Genomic DNA, 19521 nt, shown 5'->3' on the forward strand with positions numbered 1-19521 from the left:
GGGAATGCCATGTCCAATGCCGCCTTGGAAACCGCCATCGAAGCCGCATGGGATGCGCGCGATGCCATCACCCCGGCCACCAAGGGCGAGACCCGCGATGCCATCGAGGCCACGCTGGCGGCTTTGGGCGCAGGCACTCTGCGTGTCGCCGAAAAGCGTGGTGCGGACTGGCATGTGAACCAATGGGCCAAAAAGGCGGTGCTGCTGGGCTTTCGCCTGCAGGATATGGAACTGCAATCGGGTGGTCCGCAGGGCAGCAGCTGGTGGGACAAGGTCGACAGTAAATTTGCAGGCTGGGGCGCGGCAGAGTTCAAAGCGGCAGGCTTCCGCGCCGTGCCGAACTGCATCGTGCGCAAGTCGGCCTATATCGCAAAGGGCGTGGTGCTTATGCCATCTTTCGTGAACCTTGGTGCCCATGTCGATGAAGGCACCATGGTGGATACCTGGGCGACTGTCGGATCCTGCGCGCAGATCGGCAAGAACGTGCACCTGTCCGGTGGTGTCGGCATCGGTGGCGTGCTGGAGCCGATGCAGGCAGGCCCTACCATCATCGAGGACAATTGCTTTATCGGCGCGCGGTCCGAAGTGGTCGAAGGCTGCATCGTCCGTGAGGGCTCGGTCCTTGGCATGGGTGTGTTCATCGGCAAGTCGACCAAGATTGTCGACCGTGACACCGGCGAGGTGATGTATGGCGAGGTTCCGGCAGGATCGGTCGTGGTGGCGGGTTCCATGCCGTCGAAGAACGGTGTGAACCTTTACTGCGCGGTGATCGTGAAAAAGGTCGATGCGCAGACGCGTTCCAAAACCTCGATCAATGAACTGCTGCGCGACTGATTTGTGATCGGGCGTTCGTATTGAGTGCGAACGCCCGTTCTTATACGCCGATATAGCGGCGGAAAGGCTCTGCACCGGGCGTAAGGCCCATGGCGGGCACGACCTCGGCCACTTGGCCCTGCGCCATGAAAGCCACGCTGTCGGCAATTGACAACACCGCCTCAACCCTTTGTTCCACAAGAATGATTGCCACGCCCTGCGCCTTCAGCCGGGTTATGCTGTCGCGGATCAGCTGGATCATCGAGGGCTGCAATCCTTCGGTCGGCTCGTCCAGCAGCAGCACCGAGGGTTCCAGGCACAGCGCGCGGGCAAGCGCCAGCATCTGCTGTTCGCCGCCCGAAAGCGTGCCTGCGGCCTGCGTCAGCCGGTCGCGCAGGCGCGGGAACAGGTCCAGCACTGCCTCGCGCGTGGAGGCACCCTTGCCGCGTGTCATCAGCCCGATTTCCAGATTTTCGGCCACGCTCAGCGGCCCGAACAGCCGCCGCCCCTGCGGCACATAGCCGATGCCGTGGCGCGGCACCTCATGCGCGGGCAGGTCCTGCAAGGCGATCTCGTCCAACAGGATGCGGCCCGTCCGGCGCGCGGTCTGGCCCATGATGCTGCGCAACAGGGTGGTCTTGCCCGCGCCGTTGCGCCCCATCACGCAGGTGACACGGCCGGGTTCAGCCATCAGTGACACGTCACGCAGGATGGTGGTCGCGCCGTAGCCTGCCGTCAGCCCCTCGATCCGTAGCCCTTCAATCCGCTGCATGGCCGCCCCCGAGATAGGCATCCTGCACGGCGCGGTCGGCACGGATCGCATCGGGCGTGCCACTGGCCAGAACGCGGCCCATGTTCAGCACGGTGATCCGCTGCGCCAACGCCATCACCACCTCCATATTATGCTCGATCAGCAGGATCGTGGTGCCGGTCAGCCCGCGGATCAGGGTCAGGAAATCTTCAATCTCGGCATTGGCCAGGCCCTGGGTTGGCTCATCCAGGATCAGCAGACGGGGGGAAAGCGCCAGACCCATGCCGATCTCCAGCAAACGCTGGTGCCCGTAGCTGAGGGTCCCGGCCTCGGTTTGCAGATAGGGGGCCAGGCCGATGCGGGTCGCGGCCTGTGTCACGGCATCCGCCAGATCACGGCGGTGGCGGCGTTGCAGGGCCAGCGCCAGATTGTCGAAGACCGTCAACCCGGCATAGATCGAGGTGATCTGGAATGTATAGGCGATGCCGCGTAACACGCGTGTTTGCGCGGGCAGGCGGGTGATGTCTTCGCCCGCAAAGCGGATCGTGCCCTGATCGGGGGCAAGACGGCCCGATAGCAGGCTGACCAGCGTGGTCTTGCCCGCGCCATTCGGGCCGATCAGGGCGTGAATCTCGCCCTCGGTCAATGTCAGGTCAACGCCATCCACCGCGCGCAAGCCGCCAAAGGCGCGGCTTAGGCCCCTGGCCTCAAGGATCACGGCAGCCATTTCAGCCCCTTTTCGCGCAGCGTGCCCAAGATGCCCTTGGGCGCGAACAGCACCAGCACGATCAGCGTGATGCCGATCACCGCCAGAGGGCTGTCGGTCAGGCTTGAGGCCGCATCGATCAGCCAGGCCATCAGCCCGGCACCGAGCAGCGGCCCAAGCGTGGTGCCCGCGCCGCCGAGCAGCACATAAAGCAGCGGCAGGATGGAATATTGCGAGGTGCCGAAGCTGGCACCGACATAGCCGAACAGCAGACCGTAAGCCGCCCCTGCCGCACCGGAATAAAGGCCGGAAAGGGCAAGCGCCGCCAGTTTGGTGGTGAACGGGTTGTAGCCCAACATCCGCGAGCGTTCTTCATTCTCGCGCATCGCGATCATGCTGCGGCCAAAGCGCGACCGGACAAGCGCCCATTGCGCCAGCAGGCCCGCGGCAAACAGCGCAAGCGCCACTGCGTAACGTGGCCCGGCCTGCGTCAGATCCAGCCCGAACAGGCGGCGCGCGGCGGAGGGCAGGGGAAAGCCCTCATCCCCGCCGGTGAAGCCGCCATAGTAAAGCAGGGTCAGATGGAAGGCCTGCGCGAACATCAGTGTCACGATCATGAAGCTGACCCCGGCGGTGCGCAGCGCGAGCAACCCGGTCAGCATGGCCGTTGCCGTTCCTGCGGCAAGCCCAAGGATCAGCGCCGGGCCTGCGGCAAGCCCGTGCCGCATGGCAAGGCCCGTGGCCATCATGCCCGCGCAGAAATGCAGCGCATGGCCAAGGCTGAGAAGCCCGGTATAGCCGAAGGCAAGATTATACCCCATGGCGAAAACGGCCATCACAAGGATGCGCGCCAGCATCCCGTGCTGATAGGCGGGCAGCAGGAACCCCGCTGCGACCAAGGCGGCAAGCACGCCGATATGCAGCAGCGCGGGCCTCATGCCTTGGCCCCGAACAGGCCCTGCGGGCGAAAGACCAGCACAAGCGCCACGACAAGGGTCGCCAGGATCTTGGCAAGGGTCGGCGGATACAACATGGACAGGATCCCGTCGGACAGGCCGATGATCAGTGCCGCAATCAGTGTGCCGCGCAGGCTGCCCAGACCGCCGATGATGACGACGATGAAAGACAGCAGCAATGGATCATGGCCCATCAGGTAATGCGCCTGACTGATCGGCACGATCAGCACGGCGGCGAGGGCGGCCAGGCCCGCGCCAAGCGCGAAGGTTCCGGCATAGACGCGATCGACATTGATGCCGAAGGCGCGGGCGGTGTTGCGATCGACCTGTGTCGCGCGCATCACCAGACCGGCGCGGCTGCGGCTGAGGATCCACCAGACGGCAGCCAGCACAGCAAGGGCCGCAGCGATCACGAACAGCTTGTAACCGGAATAGCCGAACCACGGGAATTGCAGCCGCAGCTCGAACGGGGCCTGCACCGCGCGGGCATCGGGGCCAAAGAAGCTGAGCGCGCCCTGTTGCAGCAGGTAGGACAGGCCGATGGTGGCGACGATGGTCGATTCCGGGTTGTAATTCAGCCGTTTCAGCAGCGCGGTATCGGTGAGCCATGCGAGGGCCCCGACCGCCAGCGGCGCGAAAATTAGTGCGGCGACAAAGCCCATGGGGGCGGAGGGCACGAATTGCGCCACCGCCCAGGCCAGCACGGCACCCAGCATATAAAATTCGCCATGCGCCACATTGACCACGCGCATGACCCCGAAGGTCAGGCTGAGACCCACGGCGGCCAGCGCCAGAACGGCGGCCATCACCAGCCCCTCCAGCGAGGCAAGCAGCAAAAGCGGGCCGGTGCCCATCACATCCTCCGGGATATGCGGACCGGGGGCAGGGTGCCCCCGGCGGATCTTGCAAAAGCCTTAGAAGCTTTGGGCGGTATAATCCACCTCGTCGGGGTAAAGTCCGTCTTCCAATTCGGTGGTATGCACCCGGATCAGCTTGCCCCCCTCGACGCGCGAGATGAACTGCTGCCCGAAAGCCTGGTGGGTCTTGCCGTTGAAGGTCTTGGCGCCCTGCACATGGTCAAGGCCGGCCTCAAAGGTGGTCATCGCCTCCACCGCTTCGACGAATTTCTGCCGGTCAGCGGTGGATTGATAGCCCGACGCCTCCATCCCCTTCTTGATGACAGACAGCGTTTCCCAGACCGAGAACATGTGGGAATAGGTCGAGACATCGCGCGCATCGCTGAGGGATGCGCCATTGTCATCGACACCAACCGCTGCGCGATAGGCGGTCTCATAATCCGGGGCATCGGGTTGCTTGTTGCGGCACTGGCCTTCCCAGAAATGGCTGCCATTCAGGAAATCGAGGCCGGGGCTGGCCAGATCGACGCCTTCAAGACTGTCAATGAAGCCAAAGATCTGCGGCCGCGCGCCCGATCCGTAAAACTCGCCCAGTTCCTTCACGAAGGTCAGGACCGAAGGGCCGACCATGACGTGATAGAGCACATCCGTATCCGTCGGGATCTGCGGGAAATAGCGGGTGAACGAGGTTTCGGTCGGCGGGATCGCGATCTTGGCGATCACCTCGCCGCCCTGGGCCGCGACCGCCTCCGAGAAGAAGTCACGGTGATCATGGCCAAAAGCATAGTCCGGGAAGACCATGGTGACCTTCTTTCCAAGGTTCTGGGTGACCCAGGGGGCCATGGCCGACACCTGCGCCCGCACGTCGGTGATGCCGGGTTGCAGGGTCCAGCGGTTGGTCATGCCTGCGGCGACGTGATAGCCTTCGGAGCAGACCAGATAGGGCACCTTCAGCTCTGCCGCGCGCGGGGCGGAGCCGATGACGACATGGCTGAACAGCGGCCCGAAGATCATGTCGCAGCCGTGGCGGGTGGTCAGTTTCTCCACCACTTCGGCACCGCGCTTGGGATCGGTGCCGTCATCCTCGAACACGATCTCGACCGGGCGGCCATTGATGCCGCCTTCGGCATTCACCCGCGCCAGTGCGCCAAGCGCCACACGTTCATACCAGCGGCCATAGCCTGCGCCGATGCCGGTGCGATGCAGCTGGAAGCCGAGTTTCACCGGCGCTGAGGTCTGGGCCGAGGCAAAACGGATGGGCGAAAGTGCAAGCGCGGAACCGGCCGCGAGACCAGCAAGAACCGAGCGGCGGGGAAGATGGGTCATCGGCGTATCCTGTGCCAATCCTGCCAAGGCAGGAGGAGATTGTTGGTGCGCACATGAATTTATCAATGTTTGCAATGGCTTGTGTCATCGATGCCACGCATTGACAAGGGGAAATCCGGAAGAATTGCTGCAATCGGGCAAAGCGCTTGCCTGCGCGTGCCCTGCCGGTTACGCCGGAGATATGGATCAGGATTCGCCCTCATATCTGCTGGAAGATCAGTATGGCTATCAGCTGCGCCGGGCGGTGCAGCGCTATCAGGGCATTTTCGCCCGGCTGATCCCGGACCTGACAACGATGCAATTCGCCTCGTTGGTGCGGCTGGATCAGTCTGGCGCCATGAGCCAGAATCTGCTGGGGCGCGTGGCGTCGATGGATGCGGCGACGGTGAAAGGTGTGGTGATGCGGTTGCAGGCGCTTGGTCTGGTGCGGCGGCTGGCCGATCCGACCGACAAGCGCCGCCTGACGGTCGAGATCACCGATGAGGGCCGCGCCCTGGTGCGGCGCATGTATGATCCTGCGGTGCAGGCCATGGAGGTGGCATTGGCACCGCTATCGCCCAGCGAACGGGTCACCCTTATGGCGTTGCTGTCGCGCCTGACAGGATAGGGTTTTCGCCGGCTAATGACGGCGCGGGCGATCATCGGGGTTTGGAGACGATCCTAAAATCTGGCGAAGGTGGGGGCCTGGCCCATGTGACGACGCCCGATTGCCGTGCCGCGGCGAAGGTCTTGGGCCTTGGATGCGGGCCCGGCAGACCATGACGCCTGCGGGATCGGTGCCCGTGTTTGGGATGCGTGGCGAGGGAATCTTGCAGATTTGGCAAGGTGTGGGCTATCGCAGCATAACGTCGCCAGCCGCGGTCAGTTTTGGCCGAAAGGCTCGGTGGTTGAAACATGGCGGGCGGCATTTCGTGCGGCAGGTTTCCGGTGATCTGCAACTTTGACGCGAGAGTTGTTTGCGACCTGTCAGAGTTGCGATCCGCCAGAATCGTGCAATAACTGCGGCGCAATTTATGTGGTCTGCGTCTGGCCCAATGCTTGAACCTGACCTTAAGATTTCTTTACGGACAAGGGCCGACACGCTACCGCAGGGCTTCGGTCCGGTATTTTTTTGGGGTCAGATGTGATGCAGTTCATCAATGGGTGTCTGACGGCGAGCCTGATCTATCTGATGTCGTCGCCAGCATATGCCAATGAGATCTTGCTGCATGTCAGCAACCAGGAGGGGCAGACGCTTGCCCTCGACCGGCTGACGCTTGAGACGCTGCCGCAGAAAACCGTGAAGACCTCCACGATCTGGACCGATGGTGTGATCGAGTTCAGCGGCCCCGTGCTGATCGACGTGCTGCATCAGGCCGGGATCGATTCGGGGCGGGTGGAATTTCTGGCGCTGAATGACTACCGTCTGGAGATGGAGGTCGCGGATTTCTCGAAGGACTGGCCGATCATCGCCACCCGCCGCGAGGGGGAACCCTTTGGCATTCGCGAGAATGGACCGCTTTGGGTCATCTATCCTTTTGATGAGGGCGGGCAGCTTTCGGATGAGCGCACCTTTGCCGCCAGCGTCTGGCAATTGGTCAAGATCACGGAGCTGCCTTGATGCCAGCCAAAGGATCGGCGGATCGGCTGGGGCAGGCAGAGCGGCTTGTTCTGTGGTTCGCCCGCCGTCTTTGGCCGGTCATGGTCATGGTCGTGCTGGCCATCATAGGGCTTCTGGTCTTCGGCTATAATGTCAATTCGCGGCTTGATGATGCGCGTGCCGCCCAATCGGACAATACTGCCTGGCTGATCGCGCAATCCGAGGTGGACACGCTGAAGCTGGATCTGGCGCTGCGCGAGACATTGCGCAGCGGTGATCTGGAAGCGGTGCGCACCGCCTATGACATCTATGTCAGCCGGATCAATATCGTCGACAGCTACTTTTCCAGCTCCAAGGTGCTGCGGCCACTGGCTGGCAGCCCTGACTGGGCCGAGGTGAAGCGCCTGACGTCTGAGCTTGGCGTGCTGATTGATGTGCCGGACAATGCCTTGCGGCTGAACCTTGTTGCCGCGCAGGCACATACCGATGCGCTGCGCCAGCCAGTGCGGCAATTCGCGGTCGATGCGCTTGGACTGCAGATCGCGTCGGGTCTGCTCAACCGAGAGGCGCTTACCTGGCTTCTGGTGCGGGCGGCGGCGCTTGGCCTCGCGGTGATCCTGTTCCTGTTCAGTGCGGTCTGGGTCATGGCCTATCTGGCATTGAGCCTGAGGGCGCGCCACAAAGAGGTGGAGCGCGCGCGCGGAAACCTGGAACGCACGCTGGCTGCCACGCCGGATGGGGTGCTGGTTGTGGCCTCGGACGGGCGGGTGCGGGATGCGAACCGGGCGGCAGAGGCGATCCTTGGCCGCGCATTGGGAGAAATGCGCGGCTTGCGTGTGCAGGAGTTCCTGCTGACCCAGCTGGGGGAGACCGGGCTTACGACGATGTTGCGCCGGGCGCGTCAGGGTTACGCGCCCGACCGCCATATCGAAATGACGGCGCGCCGGGCCGATGGCACCGAGGTGCCAATCGAACTGGTGATGACGCGGGGTGAAGACGCCGATGGGGTTGCGGTGGTGTTCATGTTCCTGCGCGACATTTCGCGCCGCCATGAATATGAACAGTCGTTGCGCGCGGCCCGTGATGCCGCCCTTCAGGCTGCCGAGGCGCGGACGCGGTTTCTGGCGGTGATGAGCCACGAGATGCGCACGCCAATGAACGGGGTGATCGCGGCGCTGGATATCTTGATGCGGACCACGCGGCTGAGCAGGAAACAGGCGCGGTTTACCGAGATCGCCGAACGATCCGCCCAGTTGGCGCTGGACCAGATCAACGACATTCTCGAGATGGCGCATCTTGAAGGCGGCAATGCCGAAGAGCCACCCTCGGTCTTCAATGTCACCGAATTGCTGCGCGATCTGGCCGATCAGATGCAGCCACTGGCCGCGCGCAATGACAACAGACTGAGCGTCGAGGCCCCGCCCGAGGCTGCGGCCTGGGTCACCGGGCCACGACGTCGGTTGCTGCGGGTGTTGATCAATCTTGCGGGCAATGCAGCGAAGTTCACCCAGAACGGGCGCATCGACATACGAGCCGCTTTTCTGCCGGACATGGAGCCGCAGGAGGATCTCGCAAGGCGCAGGACTCTACTGGTCGAGGTGGTCGATACCGGCATCGGCATCGCACCGGAGCGGATCGACGCAATCTTTGAGCCCTTCGAGACGCTGGAAGACAGCTATGACCGCCGGACCGAGGGCACGGGCCTTGGACTTGGCATCGCGCGCCGCACGCTGGAGCGGATCGGTGGCACACTTGGCGTCGACAGTCGCCCCGGCGAAGGCAGCCGCTTCTGGTTCCGCCTGCCCTTGCTGACGGCGGCCCCGCCCCCGCCCGGCCACATGAGCGATGACGGGAACGAGGCCGATCTGCCGGTCCTGGATGTGCTGATCGCCGAAGACAACGCGACGAACCGGGTGGTTCTGGGGGAGATGCTGCTGCATCTGGGTCAGCGCGTGACCGAGGCCCGTGACGGGGCCGAGGCCGTGGCGGCGGCGCAGACCCGTGCCTTTGATCTGATCCTGATGGATGTCAGTATGCCGCTGGTTGACGGGCTGGTCGCCACGCGCCGCATCCGCGAGGCGGGGGCCTCCAAGGGCGCGCGTATCGTGGCGCTGACCGCGCATGGCTTCCCCGAGGAATTGGCACGATTTCGTGCGGGTGGCCTGACCGAAATCCTGCAAAAGCCGGTTACGCTGGCCGCCTTGCGTCCGTTGCTTGCGGGCAGCGTCGCGGCCTCCGGGGCTGCACTCGATGCGGATGTGATTTCCGATCTCTGCGCCCTTCTGTCGCTGGACAAGCGGTTGAAGCTGCTGGAGGGTCTGCATGACGAGGCACAAGCCTTTCTGAGCGTGCTGGGCCGGGGCGTTGCAAGCGATGAAGTCGCGCGGCGGGCACATCGCCTGCAAGGCGCGGCCTCGGTTCTGGGCGCGCGGGACATGATGCTGGCGCTGCGCCGCCTGGAGGCGCATTTCAACGGTAGCGAACCGGGTGATCCGCAAGCCCTGACCCGGCGCTTTTCGGTATCCCTTCAAACGACCATGGCCGACCTGCCCGCGGCACTGACACCGGAAATTCCTGTTGCCGGGGCCGAATGATGCTATGCTTGCGCATCCGATAGGGGAACGGGCGCAATGCAATCCAGCGGATCGGCCGATGGCAGCGCAATCCGCCTGCTGATCGCCGACGATCATGACCTTGTCCGCGATCTGGTGGCCGAACACCTGACTGTGCAGGGCGAATTCGAGGTGGTGACTGCCAATAGCCTGGCTGCCGCCCGGCTTTCCCTGTCGCGCGAGGGGCCGTTTGACGTGGTGCTGCTGGATTATGCGCTGCCCGATTCCTCTGGGCTCGGCGACCTTGCCGCGCTGGTGACGGAAGCGGGCGAGGCGAAGGTGGTGCTGTTTTCCGGCCAGGCCCGCCCGGAAGTGGTGCAAGAGGCCCTGCGTCGCGGCTTTCGCGGCTATATCCCCAAAAGCACCCCGGCCCGCGCTTTGGCCGAGGCATTGCGGCATGTCCGCGCCGGTGCGATCTGGCTGCCCGAGGGATTCGAGCCGGCGGCTGCGCGCCCTTCGCCGCTGGAAAGCCTGACCCCGCGCGAGATGGAGGTGCTGCAGGCGATCCGCGCAGGCGCAATGAACAAGGAAATCGCGGCGCGGATGGCGATCAGCGAGGTGACGGTCAAGATGCATGTGCGGTCGATCTGCGGCAAGCTGCGGGCGCGCAACCGCACTCAGGCCGCGATGATCGCATCGGAACTGCTGGCTTGAAGCCATGCCGCACCGTCTGGCGCGATCTCGGGGCTGCGGACACCGCGTTCTCCTGTTTTTATTGACTCGTGACGCAAGTGGGACTAAACGCCGCAGGGTGCGGGATATGCCCCGCACGCTCACTCGGTGACCGGGCCCCTCTGGCAGGAAAATCGGCGTTCCTGCGATGTCGGCACTGCGAGGAGAACTCCGCCGATGGACCATATTCAATGTCCGTACTGATCGCTGATGGCCCTTGCGGCCTGTCTTTCCGCTGTGACAGGGAGCACCGTGCATGACCCCCGCACCGCAACCCAAATCGCTGCTCTCTTATTTGAAATGGGCCATCATCTCGACCGTGATCGGCCTCGCGCTCGGCGCATGGCTAGGATGGGAAACCACCGGCACGCTGCCGGGGATGCTGACCATCTTCTTCATCTGCGCCGTGCTGGCGGTGCTGGAGATCTCGCTGTCCTTCGACAATGCCATCGTGAATGCCAACAAGCTGAAAGAGATGACGCCGGTCTGGCAGCATCGCTTCCTGACCTGGGGCATCCTGATCGCCGTCTTCGGGATGCGGATCGTGTTCCCGCTGTTGATCGTGGTGATTGCGGCCAATGTCGGCCCGATCGACGCGATGATCATGGCCGCAGCGCGCCCCGAGGAATATGCCCGCATCATGCAAGAGGCGCATCTTCCGATTGCGGCCTTCGGTGGCACCTTCCTGATGATGGTGGCGCTTGGTTATTTCGTGGATGAAGACAAGGAGATCCACTGGATCGAATGGCTGGAAAGCCGCGTCTCGCAATATGCGAGCGTGAAGGGCATCGAAATTGCCTTCGTGCTGACCGTGGCGCTGCTGTTCTCGCGGCTGCTGGAAGGCGCGGAGCGTGACGTCTTCGTCTATTCCGCGATCTATGGCCTGCTGACCTTCCTGCTGGTCGAAGTGCTGGGCGGCTTCCTTGATAAATCGCAAGAGGCCACGACGGCGGCGGCAAAGGGCGGTCTGGGTGCCTTCCTCTACCTTGAGGTGCTGGATGCCAGCTTCTCGTTTGACGGGGTGATCGGGGCCTTCGCGCTGAGCCAGAACCTGTTCGTCATCGCCATCGGTCTGGGCATCGGCGCGATGTATGTACGTTCGATGACGATCATGCTGGTGGAACGCGGCACGCTGGCCGAATACCGCTATCTGGAACATGGCGCGTTCTACGCCATCCTGATCCTGTCGGTCATCATGTATGTGCAGACGCTGTTCCATATCCCCGAGGTCATCACCGGCCTGGGCGGTGCGGCGCTGATCGGCGTCGCGCTGTGGTCCTCGATCCGCTGGAACAGGGCCAATCCGCACGCGGCAGAGTGATCTGCCCAGTCAGGCACCAAGACAAAGGCCGGGTGAAACCCCGGCCTTTTGCATTAGGCTTGTTCGCCCGAACCGGCGGTCAGCCCTTGTTCGTCTCAGCGGTATGGAACTTGTTCTGCCGTTCGTCGCCAAACAGGTTGCGGCTTTCAAGATATTCCCGCTGCTGGCGATAGAATTCCAGCAGGAAATCCCATTCGCGTGCAGGCGGCAGGTCCTCGTCATAGCGGATGCGGCGGCGGATGGTCTGTGCCACCTCCGACACGCGCTTGCGGGCCTCGGGACTTGTCGGGGGATTGCGCAGGATTGTCTCCAGCGTCTGCAATTCAAAGCGACCATAGATATCCAGATGTTCGGCGCGAAATTCATAGCCACGCGTGGCAGCCCGGGCGGAAAGATCGGGCAGCAGCTGCGGGCGCGGGGTTTCCACCACCACGGTGCCTGCAACCATATCGCCGATGCGCTGGTTCAGCCGGTTGATGATCGGCACCAGCAATGTGGCAATCATCCATGTCGCAAGGATCAGCCCAGGCCAGAGGCTGAGATTGGCCGCGCCGAACAGGGTGGCGATGGGGAGGAACACCTCCACCTCCTTCATCAGATTGCGCGCAACGATCTGATGCGGGGTCAGGCGGCGGCCATCCAGGCTGATGACGCGGATGCCCGCGATCCGCTTGCCAAGCGTCCGCCCGTTCCAGACCAGTTCCGACAACGCATAATAGGGAATGCGGATGAAGAACGACAGCAGCGCATAGAAGGCGGTCAGTCCTTCCCAGGACAAGCCTCCCAATGTGGCCAGTGCCATGATGATCAGCAGCGCCCCGCCATAGGTGATGAAGATATCAAGGCTTTGCGCGCCCATCCTTGCGCCCAGTGATGAGAGGCGGAAGGTGATCGGCACGCTTTCCGGCGGGGTGTGGCGCAGAAGCCCCTTGGCCTCCCATGCGGGCAGGTTGGTGGGGGTATAGGATTTCATGCCCGTGCCCCGCCTGTGCCTGTTTCGCGCGCGGATTCGTGGCCTGGCTCATGGCCCGACAATGTCAGCCATGCGATCCATGCCGCGCCGATTCCCCATCCGATGGCAAGGCGCGCTTCGGTCGATTGCACGGTCTGGCGGAAGAAACCTTCCAGAATGGCGGCGCAGACCAGCATCAGCCCGGCCAGGATCATCAATTTGACCGCATCGCGCCCGCGCCGTTGCAGCGCCGCGCGCCGCGTCTCGTCGCCTGGCAGAAGCACGGCAAGGCCAAGCTGCGCCCCGCCCGCACAGGCGATGCAGATCGCGGCCATCTCGGTGACGCCATGAATCGACAGCCAGCCGGTCAGTTCATAGGCAAGGCCCTTTTCGGCGAACATCTTCCAGAAGGCCCCCAGCACCAGCCCGTTATAGAAGGTCAGCACAAAGCTGGGCATGGTGACAAAGACGCCAAGCGCAAAGGTCAGAATCGCGACCTGCGTGTTATGGGAAAACAGGAAGGTCGCGAAGCTGCCAAGCCCGTCACCGCTTTCCTGCCCGCCATCGAACAGGGTGGAGCGCAGATATTGCGTGGAAGCATCGGGGGTGCGGCCATCGGCCAGACCGCCGGGCACGAAAGTGTAGAACCAGCTATGGTCCTGGGCATAAAGCACAGCCCCCAGCAGCATTCCCAGAAGCAGCGCGACAAAGCCGATCAGCAGCGGTGCCCCGGACCGGCGGGCCGCCTGTGGGATGCCATGGGTGATCAGCCGGATGAACAGCCCGCGCAGGCTTTCCTGAGGCGCATAGACCACCAGATAGGCGCGGGCACAAAGCGCATCGAGATAGGTCAGCAGCGCCTTGTCCATCGAGATCGCGCGCGCAACCGACAGCGCATTCATCGCCTGCCGATAGAGGCTGGCCAGCTCCAGCGCCTCGTCATAGCCAAGGGCGCGGGTGCCGTTGCTTTCGGCCTTGCCGATCAGCGCATCCAGCCGCTGCCAGCCCGCCTCGCGTTCCGCACGAAAGCGGGCCGAGCGGATCTGGTCGACGGAGGACGCAGGCGCGGCGGGGTTTGGCGTTGCGGGGGCAGATACGGACGCGGTCATATCATCTCCTTCGCCTTGATCTCGATATAGCGCGAGATCAGCGCGGCGCTCAGCTTGCCCGGTGCGCTGTCAAGGCACAGGATGCCCAGCCGGTTCAGCCGGTCCAGCACCGCCTGACGTTCCTGCAGGATGCGGCTGGCGGCGATGGCCTTGGCCACATCCTCCATGCCGGTGCTGTCCGGCCGGGTCAGGGCCTGCATCGCAGGATCGCCAAGCGCCACATAAAGCACGACATGCTGGCGCTGCATGACGGCCAGGTTTTCGACCAGCAGCTCGGCCGAGGTGCTGTCGACGAAATCGGCGAAGACCACGACCAGCGAGCGGCGCTTCAGCTTGCCGTTCAGCACCGAAAGCCCAAGGGTCGGGTTCGATTCCGCCTCATCCTGTTCCAGCGTGGCGCAGGTGGATTGGATACGCCCGAAGGCCGCGCGCCCCGGGCGCGGCGGGATCAGCGGCTGGGGGCGCGCGCCAAAGCTGAAGAAGCCCACATTATCGCCCGCCAGACCGCTGGCCCAGGCAAGCGCAAGCGCGGCATGGATTGCATGATCCAGCTTGGTCAGCGCGCCCAGACGTTCGCCCATCAGATGGCCGGTATCCAGACAAAGGATGATCTGGTGGTTACGCTCCACCCGCGTTTCGCGGGCAACAAGGTTGTTCACCCGCGCGGAACGCTTCCAGTCGATGCTGCGCGGGTCCATGCCCGATACGAAGTCGCGCAGCTGGTGGAACTCCGACCCGCTGCCGCGCAGGTTGTTCACCCGCGCGCCATCCAGCAGCGGCAGCATCTGTGCCTGAATGGCGCCGGACAGGATCGGCGAGATATCGGGCATGACCGTGATCGTAAGATCCAGCGCCCAGTTCGGCAGCACCTCAAACAGATGAAGGCGCGACGGGTAGCGCAGCCAGAGCCGGGTGATGGTTTGCGCACCGCGATCCCGCAGCCGGATCGGGATATCTATCCGGGCCGAGGTTGCACGGACGGGCAGGGGGATCGGTGTCCCCTCGGCAGGAGCAAGGCCTGCACTATGAGACAGTCGCAGCTCGGCCGAGGGCGGCAGGCGTTTGGCCGTCAGTGTGACGGCAAGCATGGCGTCATGCCCGGCAAAGCCACGCGCCACGATTTCGGCCTCTGGGCGGATGCCGCGCGCGGGTACGGTCAGTGCCAGATCCAGCACCATCAGAAGGAACAGCCCACCCCATGGCAGCAGGATCAGCGTCGTATCCTCGGGGCGCAACACCACGAGGCCGACCGACAGCGCGGCCAGTCCGATCACCAGCGCCAGCATGTGCCGTGAGGGTCGCATCAGCGCGGTGCATCCTGCCGGTTGAGAATGGTGGTCAGCACGTCATCGGGGCTGCGGCCCTCGATCTCGGCGGTGGGGCCCAGCACGATCCGGTGCCGCATCGCGGGGAGGAACAGAATTTGCACGTCATCGGGCAGGGCATAATCGCGCCCGTCCAGTGCCGCGCGCGCCCGCACAGCCCCGGCAAGGGCGGCGGCGGCGCGCGTGGAGGCACCATGGAGCACCTCGCCATCGCTGCGGGTGGCACGGACCAGATCGACGATATAGCGCAGGATGCTGTCCTCAAGCCGGATCGCATCGACCAGGGCGTGGCCTTGCGCGAGCGCCGCCGCGTCCATCACTGATGACAGCGTGGCGCGCCCCTCGCCCACCGGGCCACGGGTGCCGCGCGACAGGATCGAGATTTCGGCATCGCGATCCGGGAAATCGACCAGCAGCTTGAACAAAAAGCGGTCCAGCTGCGCCTCGGGCAGCGGATAGGTGCCATGCTGTTCGATGGGGTTCTGGGTCGCGATGACAAAGAAAGCCTCGCCCAGCGGATAGGTGGTGCCATCGATCGTCACTTCACGCTCGTTCATCGCTTGCAAAAGCGCGGATTGGGTCTTGGGCGGCGCGCGGTTGATCTCATCCGCCAGCAGGATATCGGTGAAGATCGGGCCGCGCGTCAGACGAAATTCGCCGGTCTGGAAGTTGAAGAGGTTCACCCCCAGAACATCGCCGGGCATCAGGTCGGGCGTGAACTGCACGCGCCCGAAGGCCAGAGTCGACACCTGCGACAGCGATTGCGCCAGCAGCGTCTTTGCCGTGCCGGGCGGGCCTTCCAGCAGGCAATGCCCGCGTGCAAACAGAGAGACCAGCAGCATGTCGATCAGCGCATCCTGCCCTTGAATGACCTTGCGGATCTCGCCGCGCAGCGCCTCTGCCAGCTGCTGGAACCCTGAAAGCGTCATGGGGGCGAGTTCAGTGGACATGGGTCAGCTTCTCCAAAACAGTTCGAAACATATCGAGATTGCGGCGCAGATCCTGCGAGCGGGCGTTCGGATCGGGTGCCTCAAGACGTGACACGACATCGCGCAGCGTCCTTGTCGCGGCGGGATCGCGGCGTTCCAGATGGGTGAACAGGCGGGCAATGCCCTGCGCGCCGCTACCGGGACCGCGCCCGAAGGTGGATTGCGCCAAATCGGAGAGGCTGGTCTGCACATATTCGCTGACAAGCCGGGCGTCATGGCCCGCAATGCGCAAAAGGCGCGCATTGGTTTCAATCGCGGTGGTCTTTGACTGCTCCGGCGTTGCACTGTCTGTCGTCAGCAGCGGCCCGAAGCGCAGCGCGCCACGCCAAAGTGCGATACCCAGAACGATCAGCAACATCGCCCAGATGCCGGCCAGGGGCGGCGCAAAGAACCGCGCGAAATCATCCGAGGAGCGATCATAATCCTGCCGCTCGTTGGAATAGTCGTAATAGGTCACAAGGTTCTCGCCCGCCGTATCGACATAGATCCGCCGCTCGGCCGGGGCTTCCGCAGGGCTGCCCTTCCGGTTCTTTCCGGTGTCGGAAGGGGGCGGTGGCACGAGCGATTTCAGCAGCGCGACCAGAATGGCCCCGTTGTCGCCAAGGGTCAGTCCGTGATTGTTCAGAAGATCGGGGTCGGACAGCAGATGAACCGCAAGGTCGGTATCCGGCCAGTGGCAGCTGACAACCAGCGCACCTTGCGGCAAGGACAGGGTTGGGCGGCAGACATCGGGCAACCTTGTCGCATCAAAGAGCTGTGGCAGAAACAGCGCCAGATTGCCGCCTTCCACCGGCGCGACAAGCATCCCGTCCTCGGGGCGGATCACCTTCAATGCGCCAAGGCCCAGTTGCAGGGTCAACACGTCCAGCGCCTGCGCGGGGATCAGGCCAGACCGATGCGCGACGGCGGACACGACGGTGCCATTGACCCATTTGGGCAAGACCACCAACGCCGTGGGCCCGTAAATCCGGTCCATCACATCGCTACGGTCAAGGTCGCGCAGCGTGGTTGCGTAATAGGCGGCGCGGGCATCGGCGGGCCGCGTCGCATCCTGATCCAGATCGGTGTCGTAAAGCGGCAGGAGCCGCAGGCTCAGCCGGGCGATATCGGGATGAACGCGTGGGTTCGATTGTTCCGCCGGAAGCCCTTGTGCCGAAAGCCATGGTGCCAAGGCCTCGACCCCGATGGTGGACCCATCCAGGCGGCGATCGGCACCACCGCCACCCAGCAGGAACAGCCCGGTGATACCGCCAAGAACCAGCAATCCGACAAGGATCATCGGCAAGGCGTTACGCATGATGCCCTCGGCTTTCCAGAAGGATCGCGCGGCCCATTTCCAGGGTCGCGGCGAAGCCCGGCTCGCTGACCGGCTGGCCCCCGTAATGGGCCAGTTCGGCCCGGCGCAGGATCTCGGCCAGAGCGGGTGCCTGACGCCAGGTGCCGGGCAGGCGGCGATAGGCGATGCGTTCGGTATCGGCGCGCAGCAGGCGGGTATCGGTTTCGCTGGCTGCCGTCAGCAGGCAATGGCGCAGCAACCGCACCAGCGCCGCGCTGCGATCTGACATGGCTGCGATCTGATCGATCAGGCTGCGCGGATCGCCCGCCTGATCCTCGATGCTGATATTCCAGGCATCGGGGGCCGCCGTGGGTTTGCGTTCGGCCTCGGGTGCGCGCGCCATCAGCATTCCCGCACCGCCAAAACGCAGCCAAAGCAGCAGCAGGCCCAGCACGACCAGAATCACGATCCCGGTGGAGATCGGCCCGGATCTGGGCAGGGCCATGCCGCCACCGCTGTCGCGGCGATCGGGCGGCAGCACCTCGTCACGCCCTTCGGCCAGATCGCCGGTGATCCGCAACGCATAGGTCATATCGCTGCGCGCGCCCTCGGTTGCCACGATGCGCTGCGCCTGCGACGACAATGTGCCGCGCGGCGGATCGGCGGACTCGATCACCCGCGCCCGGCCATCCTGTGCCGCAAGGCTTGCAGGCATGGCGATCACCGCCAAGACAAGAAAGGACGCGTGCGGAAGGCCGGTCAGGCGGATCACTCGAAAATGCCCGTCCCTTGCGGTGCCAGCGGGTCGGCACCAAAGCGATTGGGGCCAGCCGTGCCGGGCAGCAGCATCAAGACCAGCATCGCAAGCATGATGGCCAGGTTCAGGATCGGGATCATGCAAAGCAGCATCAGTCCGAGGAACCACCAGCCGGAAATGTTACGATCATGCAGCCGCCGGATGGTCACGCCCACTACGGGCGGCATCATGAACAGGCCGAATCCGAAGGTTGCCATATAAACCGGCAGGATCAAAAGGATGGTGAGGATCGAGGGCTCCTGCCCCGACATGGCCGCCGGCAGGATGGTAGCGGCCATAATCAGCGCAAGGACCACCATGAAGCCGGTGCTGATCAGCCAGTAGAACAGCATCAGCCACCAGAATTCTGCGCGGGAGGCGCGTCCTTCAATCAGCGGATAGTATTTCTCGACCAGGCATTTGCGGATGGCGTCGCCAAAATCCATAAGGCTACCTCAAACTTCAACCAATCCCGCATTTCTAGCCTCAGCGGTCAAACAACTGCAAGCAACCGGGCTACCGGTCATGAAAAAGCCCGGGCGGTGCCGGGCTTTCCCTGTCAGCAGGTCTCAGGCGAAAATATCGGCGCGCCCGGCCGGGTTCAGCGGGTCGGGGCCATACTTGTTGTCGCCCGGGGTGCCGCGCAGGCAGAAAATGACCAGCATGGCGATCGAGCCGACCAGCGACACGATGGAGCCGATGATCGGGATCAGGCTCACGAGCACAAGTCCGAGATACCACCAGCCCGACAGGTTGCGGTCATGCAGCCGACGCACGGCCACGGCAATCGACGGGATGAACAAGGCAAGAATGACGATCGCAGCGATCCCCATGAAGAGATAGCCGATGACTGAGGGGGCGCCGGTCGTGCTGTCCAGCGTCGCGGTCACGATGAGGGCAGCGATGCCGCCGATCACCAGCATGACGATATAGTTGAAAAGGATGAACCACCAATATTCGGACCGTGCAGCACGCCCCGAGAAGGTCGCGTATTTGCGCTTGAGACAGGTCTCAACAGCTTCTGTGAATCCCATTTATTCTACTCCGGTGAATGACATACTGCCTGAATCTAGCCATGGAGGCCCAAAATATGCAACTGAAATGCTTGGTTTTTGGGCGCCACCCTGCACCCTCGTGCTGCGCCGCAGGGAAGATGAAGATGGCGATTCCCGTTCTGCTGGGCCGCGCCGCCGCCTGACCGCACAATTCCATGGCTGCATCTGGGCGCGGGCTACGGCGAACGTGCCCTGAGGCTGCGGCAGGCGCGATCTCGGGGCGACGAAAAACCAAGCATTTGCTGATCATGTTACGGGCTTGTGACGAAAATCTGTCTGTTGGATGATTTTTCTGCTTGCGGTGCCCGGCGAAGCTCCCTAAATACCGCCTCACCGAGACGACGAACGGGAACGGATCGTCGGTTTGGGATGGAGATGAGGTTGGCGGCGCGCCAAGGGATTGGCGCGGTGCTGGATTTTTGTCTT

19 protein-coding genes are annotated in these 19521 nt (G+C 63.6%); 6 read left to right on the plus strand and 13 right to left on the minus strand.

The window, feature by feature from the left end; genetic code table 11:
• The first annotated feature begins 9 nt into the window (after window positions 1-9).
• Window positions 10-834: a 2,3,4,5-tetrahydropyridine-2,6-dicarboxylate N-succinyltransferase gene (gene dapD, locus GBJ34_RS10085; protein ID WP_151719130.1), complete on the plus strand. Its 825-nt coding sequence runs from the start codon at window positions 10-12 to the stop codon at window positions 832-834.
• A 40-nt stretch (window positions 835-874) separates the two neighbouring features.
• Here dapD and GBJ34_RS10090 read toward each other — a convergent pair whose 3' ends face one another.
• From GBJ34_RS10090 to GBJ34_RS10110, 5 genes are read right to left on the minus strand one after another with little or no spacing between them, the layout of a single operon-like run.
• Window positions 875-1585 carry an ABC transporter ATP-binding protein gene (locus GBJ34_RS10090; RefSeq protein ID WP_151719131.1) on the minus strand — a complete coding sequence of 237 codons (711 nt, stop codon included), beginning with the start codon at window positions 1583-1585 and terminating at the stop codon, window positions 875-877.
• On the minus strand, window positions 1572-2291 hold the full coding sequence (locus GBJ34_RS10095) for an ABC transporter ATP-binding protein (protein ID WP_151719132.1): 720 nt from the start codon (window positions 2289-2291) through the stop codon (window positions 1572-1574). Before GBJ34_RS10095 ends, GBJ34_RS10090 begins: the two co-directional genes overlap by 14 nt.
• Window positions 2279-3208, minus strand: a complete 930-nt coding sequence (locus tag GBJ34_RS10100) for a branched-chain amino acid ABC transporter permease (protein WP_151719133.1) — start codon at window positions 3206-3208, stop codon at window positions 2279-2281. The genes GBJ34_RS10095 and GBJ34_RS10100 overlap by 13 nt, the downstream gene beginning before the upstream one ends.
• Window positions 3205-4080 (minus strand): branched-chain amino acid ABC transporter permease, encoded by an 876-nt coding sequence (locus GBJ34_RS10105; protein ID WP_151719134.1) that lies wholly within the window; start codon window positions 4078-4080, stop codon window positions 3205-3207. The genes GBJ34_RS10100 and GBJ34_RS10105 overlap by 4 nt, the downstream gene beginning before the upstream one ends.
• Window positions 4081-4140: 60 nt before the next feature.
• Window positions 4141-5409, minus strand: a complete 1269-nt coding sequence (locus GBJ34_RS10110) for an ABC transporter substrate-binding protein (protein WP_404811416.1) — start codon at window positions 5407-5409, stop codon at window positions 4141-4143.
• Window positions 5410-5590: 181 nt separating this feature from the next.
• Between GBJ34_RS10110 and GBJ34_RS10115 the strand changes: the two genes are divergently transcribed.
• From GBJ34_RS10115 to GBJ34_RS10135, 5 genes are all read left to right on the plus strand, one after another.
• Window positions 5591-6016 carry a MarR family winged helix-turn-helix transcriptional regulator gene (locus GBJ34_RS10115; RefSeq protein ID WP_151719136.1) on the plus strand — a complete coding sequence of 142 codons (426 nt, stop codon included), beginning with the start codon at window positions 5591-5593 and terminating at the stop codon, window positions 6014-6016.
• A gap of 519 nt (window positions 6017-6535) precedes the next feature.
• On the plus strand, window positions 6536-7009 hold the full coding sequence (locus GBJ34_RS10120) for an oxidoreductase (protein WP_151719137.1): 474 nt from the start codon (window positions 6536-6538) through the stop codon (window positions 7007-7009).
• Window positions 7009-9582: a hybrid sensor histidine kinase/response regulator gene (locus GBJ34_RS10125; RefSeq protein WP_151719138.1), complete on the plus strand. Its 2574-nt coding sequence runs from the start codon at window positions 7009-7011 to the stop codon at window positions 9580-9582. Before GBJ34_RS10120 ends, GBJ34_RS10125 begins: the two co-directional genes overlap by 1 nt.
• 36 nt (window positions 9583-9618) lie before the next feature.
• Window positions 9619-10254, plus strand: a complete 636-nt coding sequence (locus GBJ34_RS10130; RefSeq protein WP_151719139.1) for a LuxR C-terminal-related transcriptional regulator — start codon at window positions 9619-9621, stop codon at window positions 10252-10254.
• Between the two features lie 274 nt (window positions 10255-10528).
• Window positions 10529-11593: a DUF475 domain-containing protein gene (locus GBJ34_RS10135; protein ID WP_151719140.1), complete on the plus strand. Its 1065-nt coding sequence runs from the start codon at window positions 10529-10531 to the stop codon at window positions 11591-11593.
• Between the two features lie 79 nt (window positions 11594-11672).
• On the opposite strand, the gene GBJ34_RS10140 is transcribed toward GBJ34_RS10135, so the two are convergent.
• The 8 genes from GBJ34_RS10140 to GBJ34_RS10175 form a co-directional block, all read right to left on the minus strand.
• On the minus strand, window positions 11673-12566 hold the full coding sequence (locus tag GBJ34_RS10140; protein WP_151719141.1) for an RDD family protein: 894 nt from the start codon (window positions 12564-12566) through the stop codon (window positions 11673-11675).
• Window positions 12563-13654, minus strand: coding sequence for a stage II sporulation protein M (locus GBJ34_RS10145; protein WP_151719142.1), 1092 nt, complete (start codon window positions 13652-13654; stop codon window positions 12563-12565). Before GBJ34_RS10145 ends, GBJ34_RS10140 begins: the two co-directional genes overlap by 4 nt.
• Entirely contained in the window at window positions 13651-14958 is a 1308-nt protein-coding gene (locus GBJ34_RS10150) for a DUF58 domain-containing protein (protein WP_151719143.1), read from the minus strand. The genes GBJ34_RS10145 and GBJ34_RS10150 overlap by 4 nt, the downstream gene beginning before the upstream one ends.
• Window positions 14958-15929, minus strand: a complete 972-nt coding sequence (locus tag GBJ34_RS10155; protein WP_226341115.1) for an AAA family ATPase — start codon at window positions 15927-15929, stop codon at window positions 14958-14960. The genes GBJ34_RS10150 and GBJ34_RS10155 overlap by 1 nt, the downstream gene beginning before the upstream one ends.
• A complete protein-coding gene (locus tag GBJ34_RS10160) occupies window positions 15919-17265 on the minus strand; it encodes a hypothetical protein (protein ID WP_151719144.1) in 1347 nt (448 codons plus the stop codon). The genes GBJ34_RS10155 and GBJ34_RS10160 overlap by 11 nt, the downstream gene beginning before the upstream one ends.
• Window positions 17258-17959, minus strand: a complete 702-nt coding sequence (locus GBJ34_RS10165) for a hypothetical protein (protein WP_151719145.1) — start codon at window positions 17957-17959, stop codon at window positions 17258-17260. The genes GBJ34_RS10160 and GBJ34_RS10165 overlap by 8 nt, the downstream gene beginning before the upstream one ends.
• A 53-nt stretch (window positions 17960-18012) precedes the next feature.
• Window positions 18013-18486, minus strand: a complete 474-nt coding sequence (locus GBJ34_RS10170; protein WP_151719146.1) for a DUF805 domain-containing protein — start codon at window positions 18484-18486, stop codon at window positions 18013-18015.
• A gap of 123 nt (window positions 18487-18609) precedes the next feature.
• Window positions 18610-19074, minus strand: coding sequence for a DUF805 domain-containing protein (locus GBJ34_RS10175; RefSeq protein WP_151719147.1), 465 nt, complete (start codon window positions 19072-19074; stop codon window positions 18610-18612).
• Between the last annotated feature and the right edge of the window lie 447 nt (window positions 19075-19521).

This window comes from Gemmobacter serpentinus (genome assembly GCF_008973825.1).
Classification (GTDB): domain Bacteria; phylum Pseudomonadota; class Alphaproteobacteria; order Rhodobacterales; family Rhodobacteraceae; genus Gemmobacter; species Gemmobacter serpentinus.

Excerpts from the sequence above, each read along its gene's own strand:
- dapD (WP_151719130.1), top strand. The coding sequence starts at position 10 with ATGTCCAATGCCGCCTTGGAAACCGCCATCGAAGCCGCATGGGATGCG.
- GBJ34_RS10090 (WP_151719131.1), bottom strand. The coding sequence starts at position 1,585 with ATGCAGCGGATTGAAGGGCTACGGATCGAGGGGCTGACGGCAGGCTAC.
- GBJ34_RS10095 (WP_151719132.1), bottom strand. The coding sequence starts at position 2,291 with ATGGCTGCCGTGATCCTTGAGGCCAGGGGCCTAAGCCGCGCCTTTGGC.
- GBJ34_RS10100 (WP_151719133.1), bottom strand. The coding sequence starts at position 3,208 with ATGAGGCCCGCGCTGCTGCATATCGGCGTGCTTGCCGCCTTGGTCGCA.
- GBJ34_RS10105 (WP_151719134.1), bottom strand. The coding sequence starts at position 4,080 with ATGGGCACCGGCCCGCTTTTGCTGCTTGCCTCGCTGGAGGGGCTGGTG.
- GBJ34_RS10110 (WP_404811416.1), bottom strand. The coding sequence starts at position 5,409 with ATGACCCATCTTCCCCGCCGCTCGGTTCTTGCTGGTCTCGCGGCCGGT.
- GBJ34_RS10115 (WP_151719136.1), top strand. The coding sequence starts at position 5,591 with ATGGATCAGGATTCGCCCTCATATCTGCTGGAAGATCAGTATGGCTAT.
- GBJ34_RS10120 (WP_151719137.1), top strand. The coding sequence starts at position 6,536 with ATGCAGTTCATCAATGGGTGTCTGACGGCGAGCCTGATCTATCTGATG.
- GBJ34_RS10125 (WP_151719138.1), top strand. The coding sequence starts at position 7,009 with ATGCCAGCCAAAGGATCGGCGGATCGGCTGGGGCAGGCAGAGCGGCTT.
- GBJ34_RS10130 (WP_151719139.1), top strand. The coding sequence starts at position 9,619 with ATGCAATCCAGCGGATCGGCCGATGGCAGCGCAATCCGCCTGCTGATC.
- GBJ34_RS10135 (WP_151719140.1), top strand. The coding sequence starts at position 10,529 with ATGACCCCCGCACCGCAACCCAAATCGCTGCTCTCTTATTTGAAATGG.
- GBJ34_RS10140 (WP_151719141.1), bottom strand. The coding sequence starts at position 12,566 with ATGAAATCCTATACCCCCACCAACCTGCCCGCATGGGAGGCCAAGGGG.
- GBJ34_RS10145 (WP_151719142.1), bottom strand. The coding sequence starts at position 13,654 with ATGACCGCGTCCGTATCTGCCCCCGCAACGCCAAACCCCGCCGCGCCT.
- GBJ34_RS10150 (WP_151719143.1), bottom strand. The coding sequence starts at position 14,958 with ATGCGACCCTCACGGCACATGCTGGCGCTGGTGATCGGACTGGCCGCG.
- GBJ34_RS10155 (WP_226341115.1), bottom strand. The coding sequence starts at position 15,929 with ATGTCCACTGAACTCGCCCCCATGACGCTTTCAGGGTTCCAGCAGCTG.
- GBJ34_RS10160 (WP_151719144.1), bottom strand. The coding sequence starts at position 17,265 with ATGCGTAACGCCTTGCCGATGATCCTTGTCGGATTGCTGGTTCTTGGC.
- GBJ34_RS10165 (WP_151719145.1), bottom strand. The coding sequence starts at position 17,959 with ATGCCTGCAAGCCTTGCGGCACAGGATGGCCGGGCGCGGGTGATCGAG.
- GBJ34_RS10170 (WP_151719146.1), bottom strand. The coding sequence starts at position 18,486 with ATGGATTTTGGCGACGCCATCCGCAAATGCCTGGTCGAGAAATACTAT.
- GBJ34_RS10175 (WP_151719147.1), bottom strand. The coding sequence starts at position 19,074 with ATGGGATTCACAGAAGCTGTTGAGACCTGTCTCAAGCGCAAATACGCG.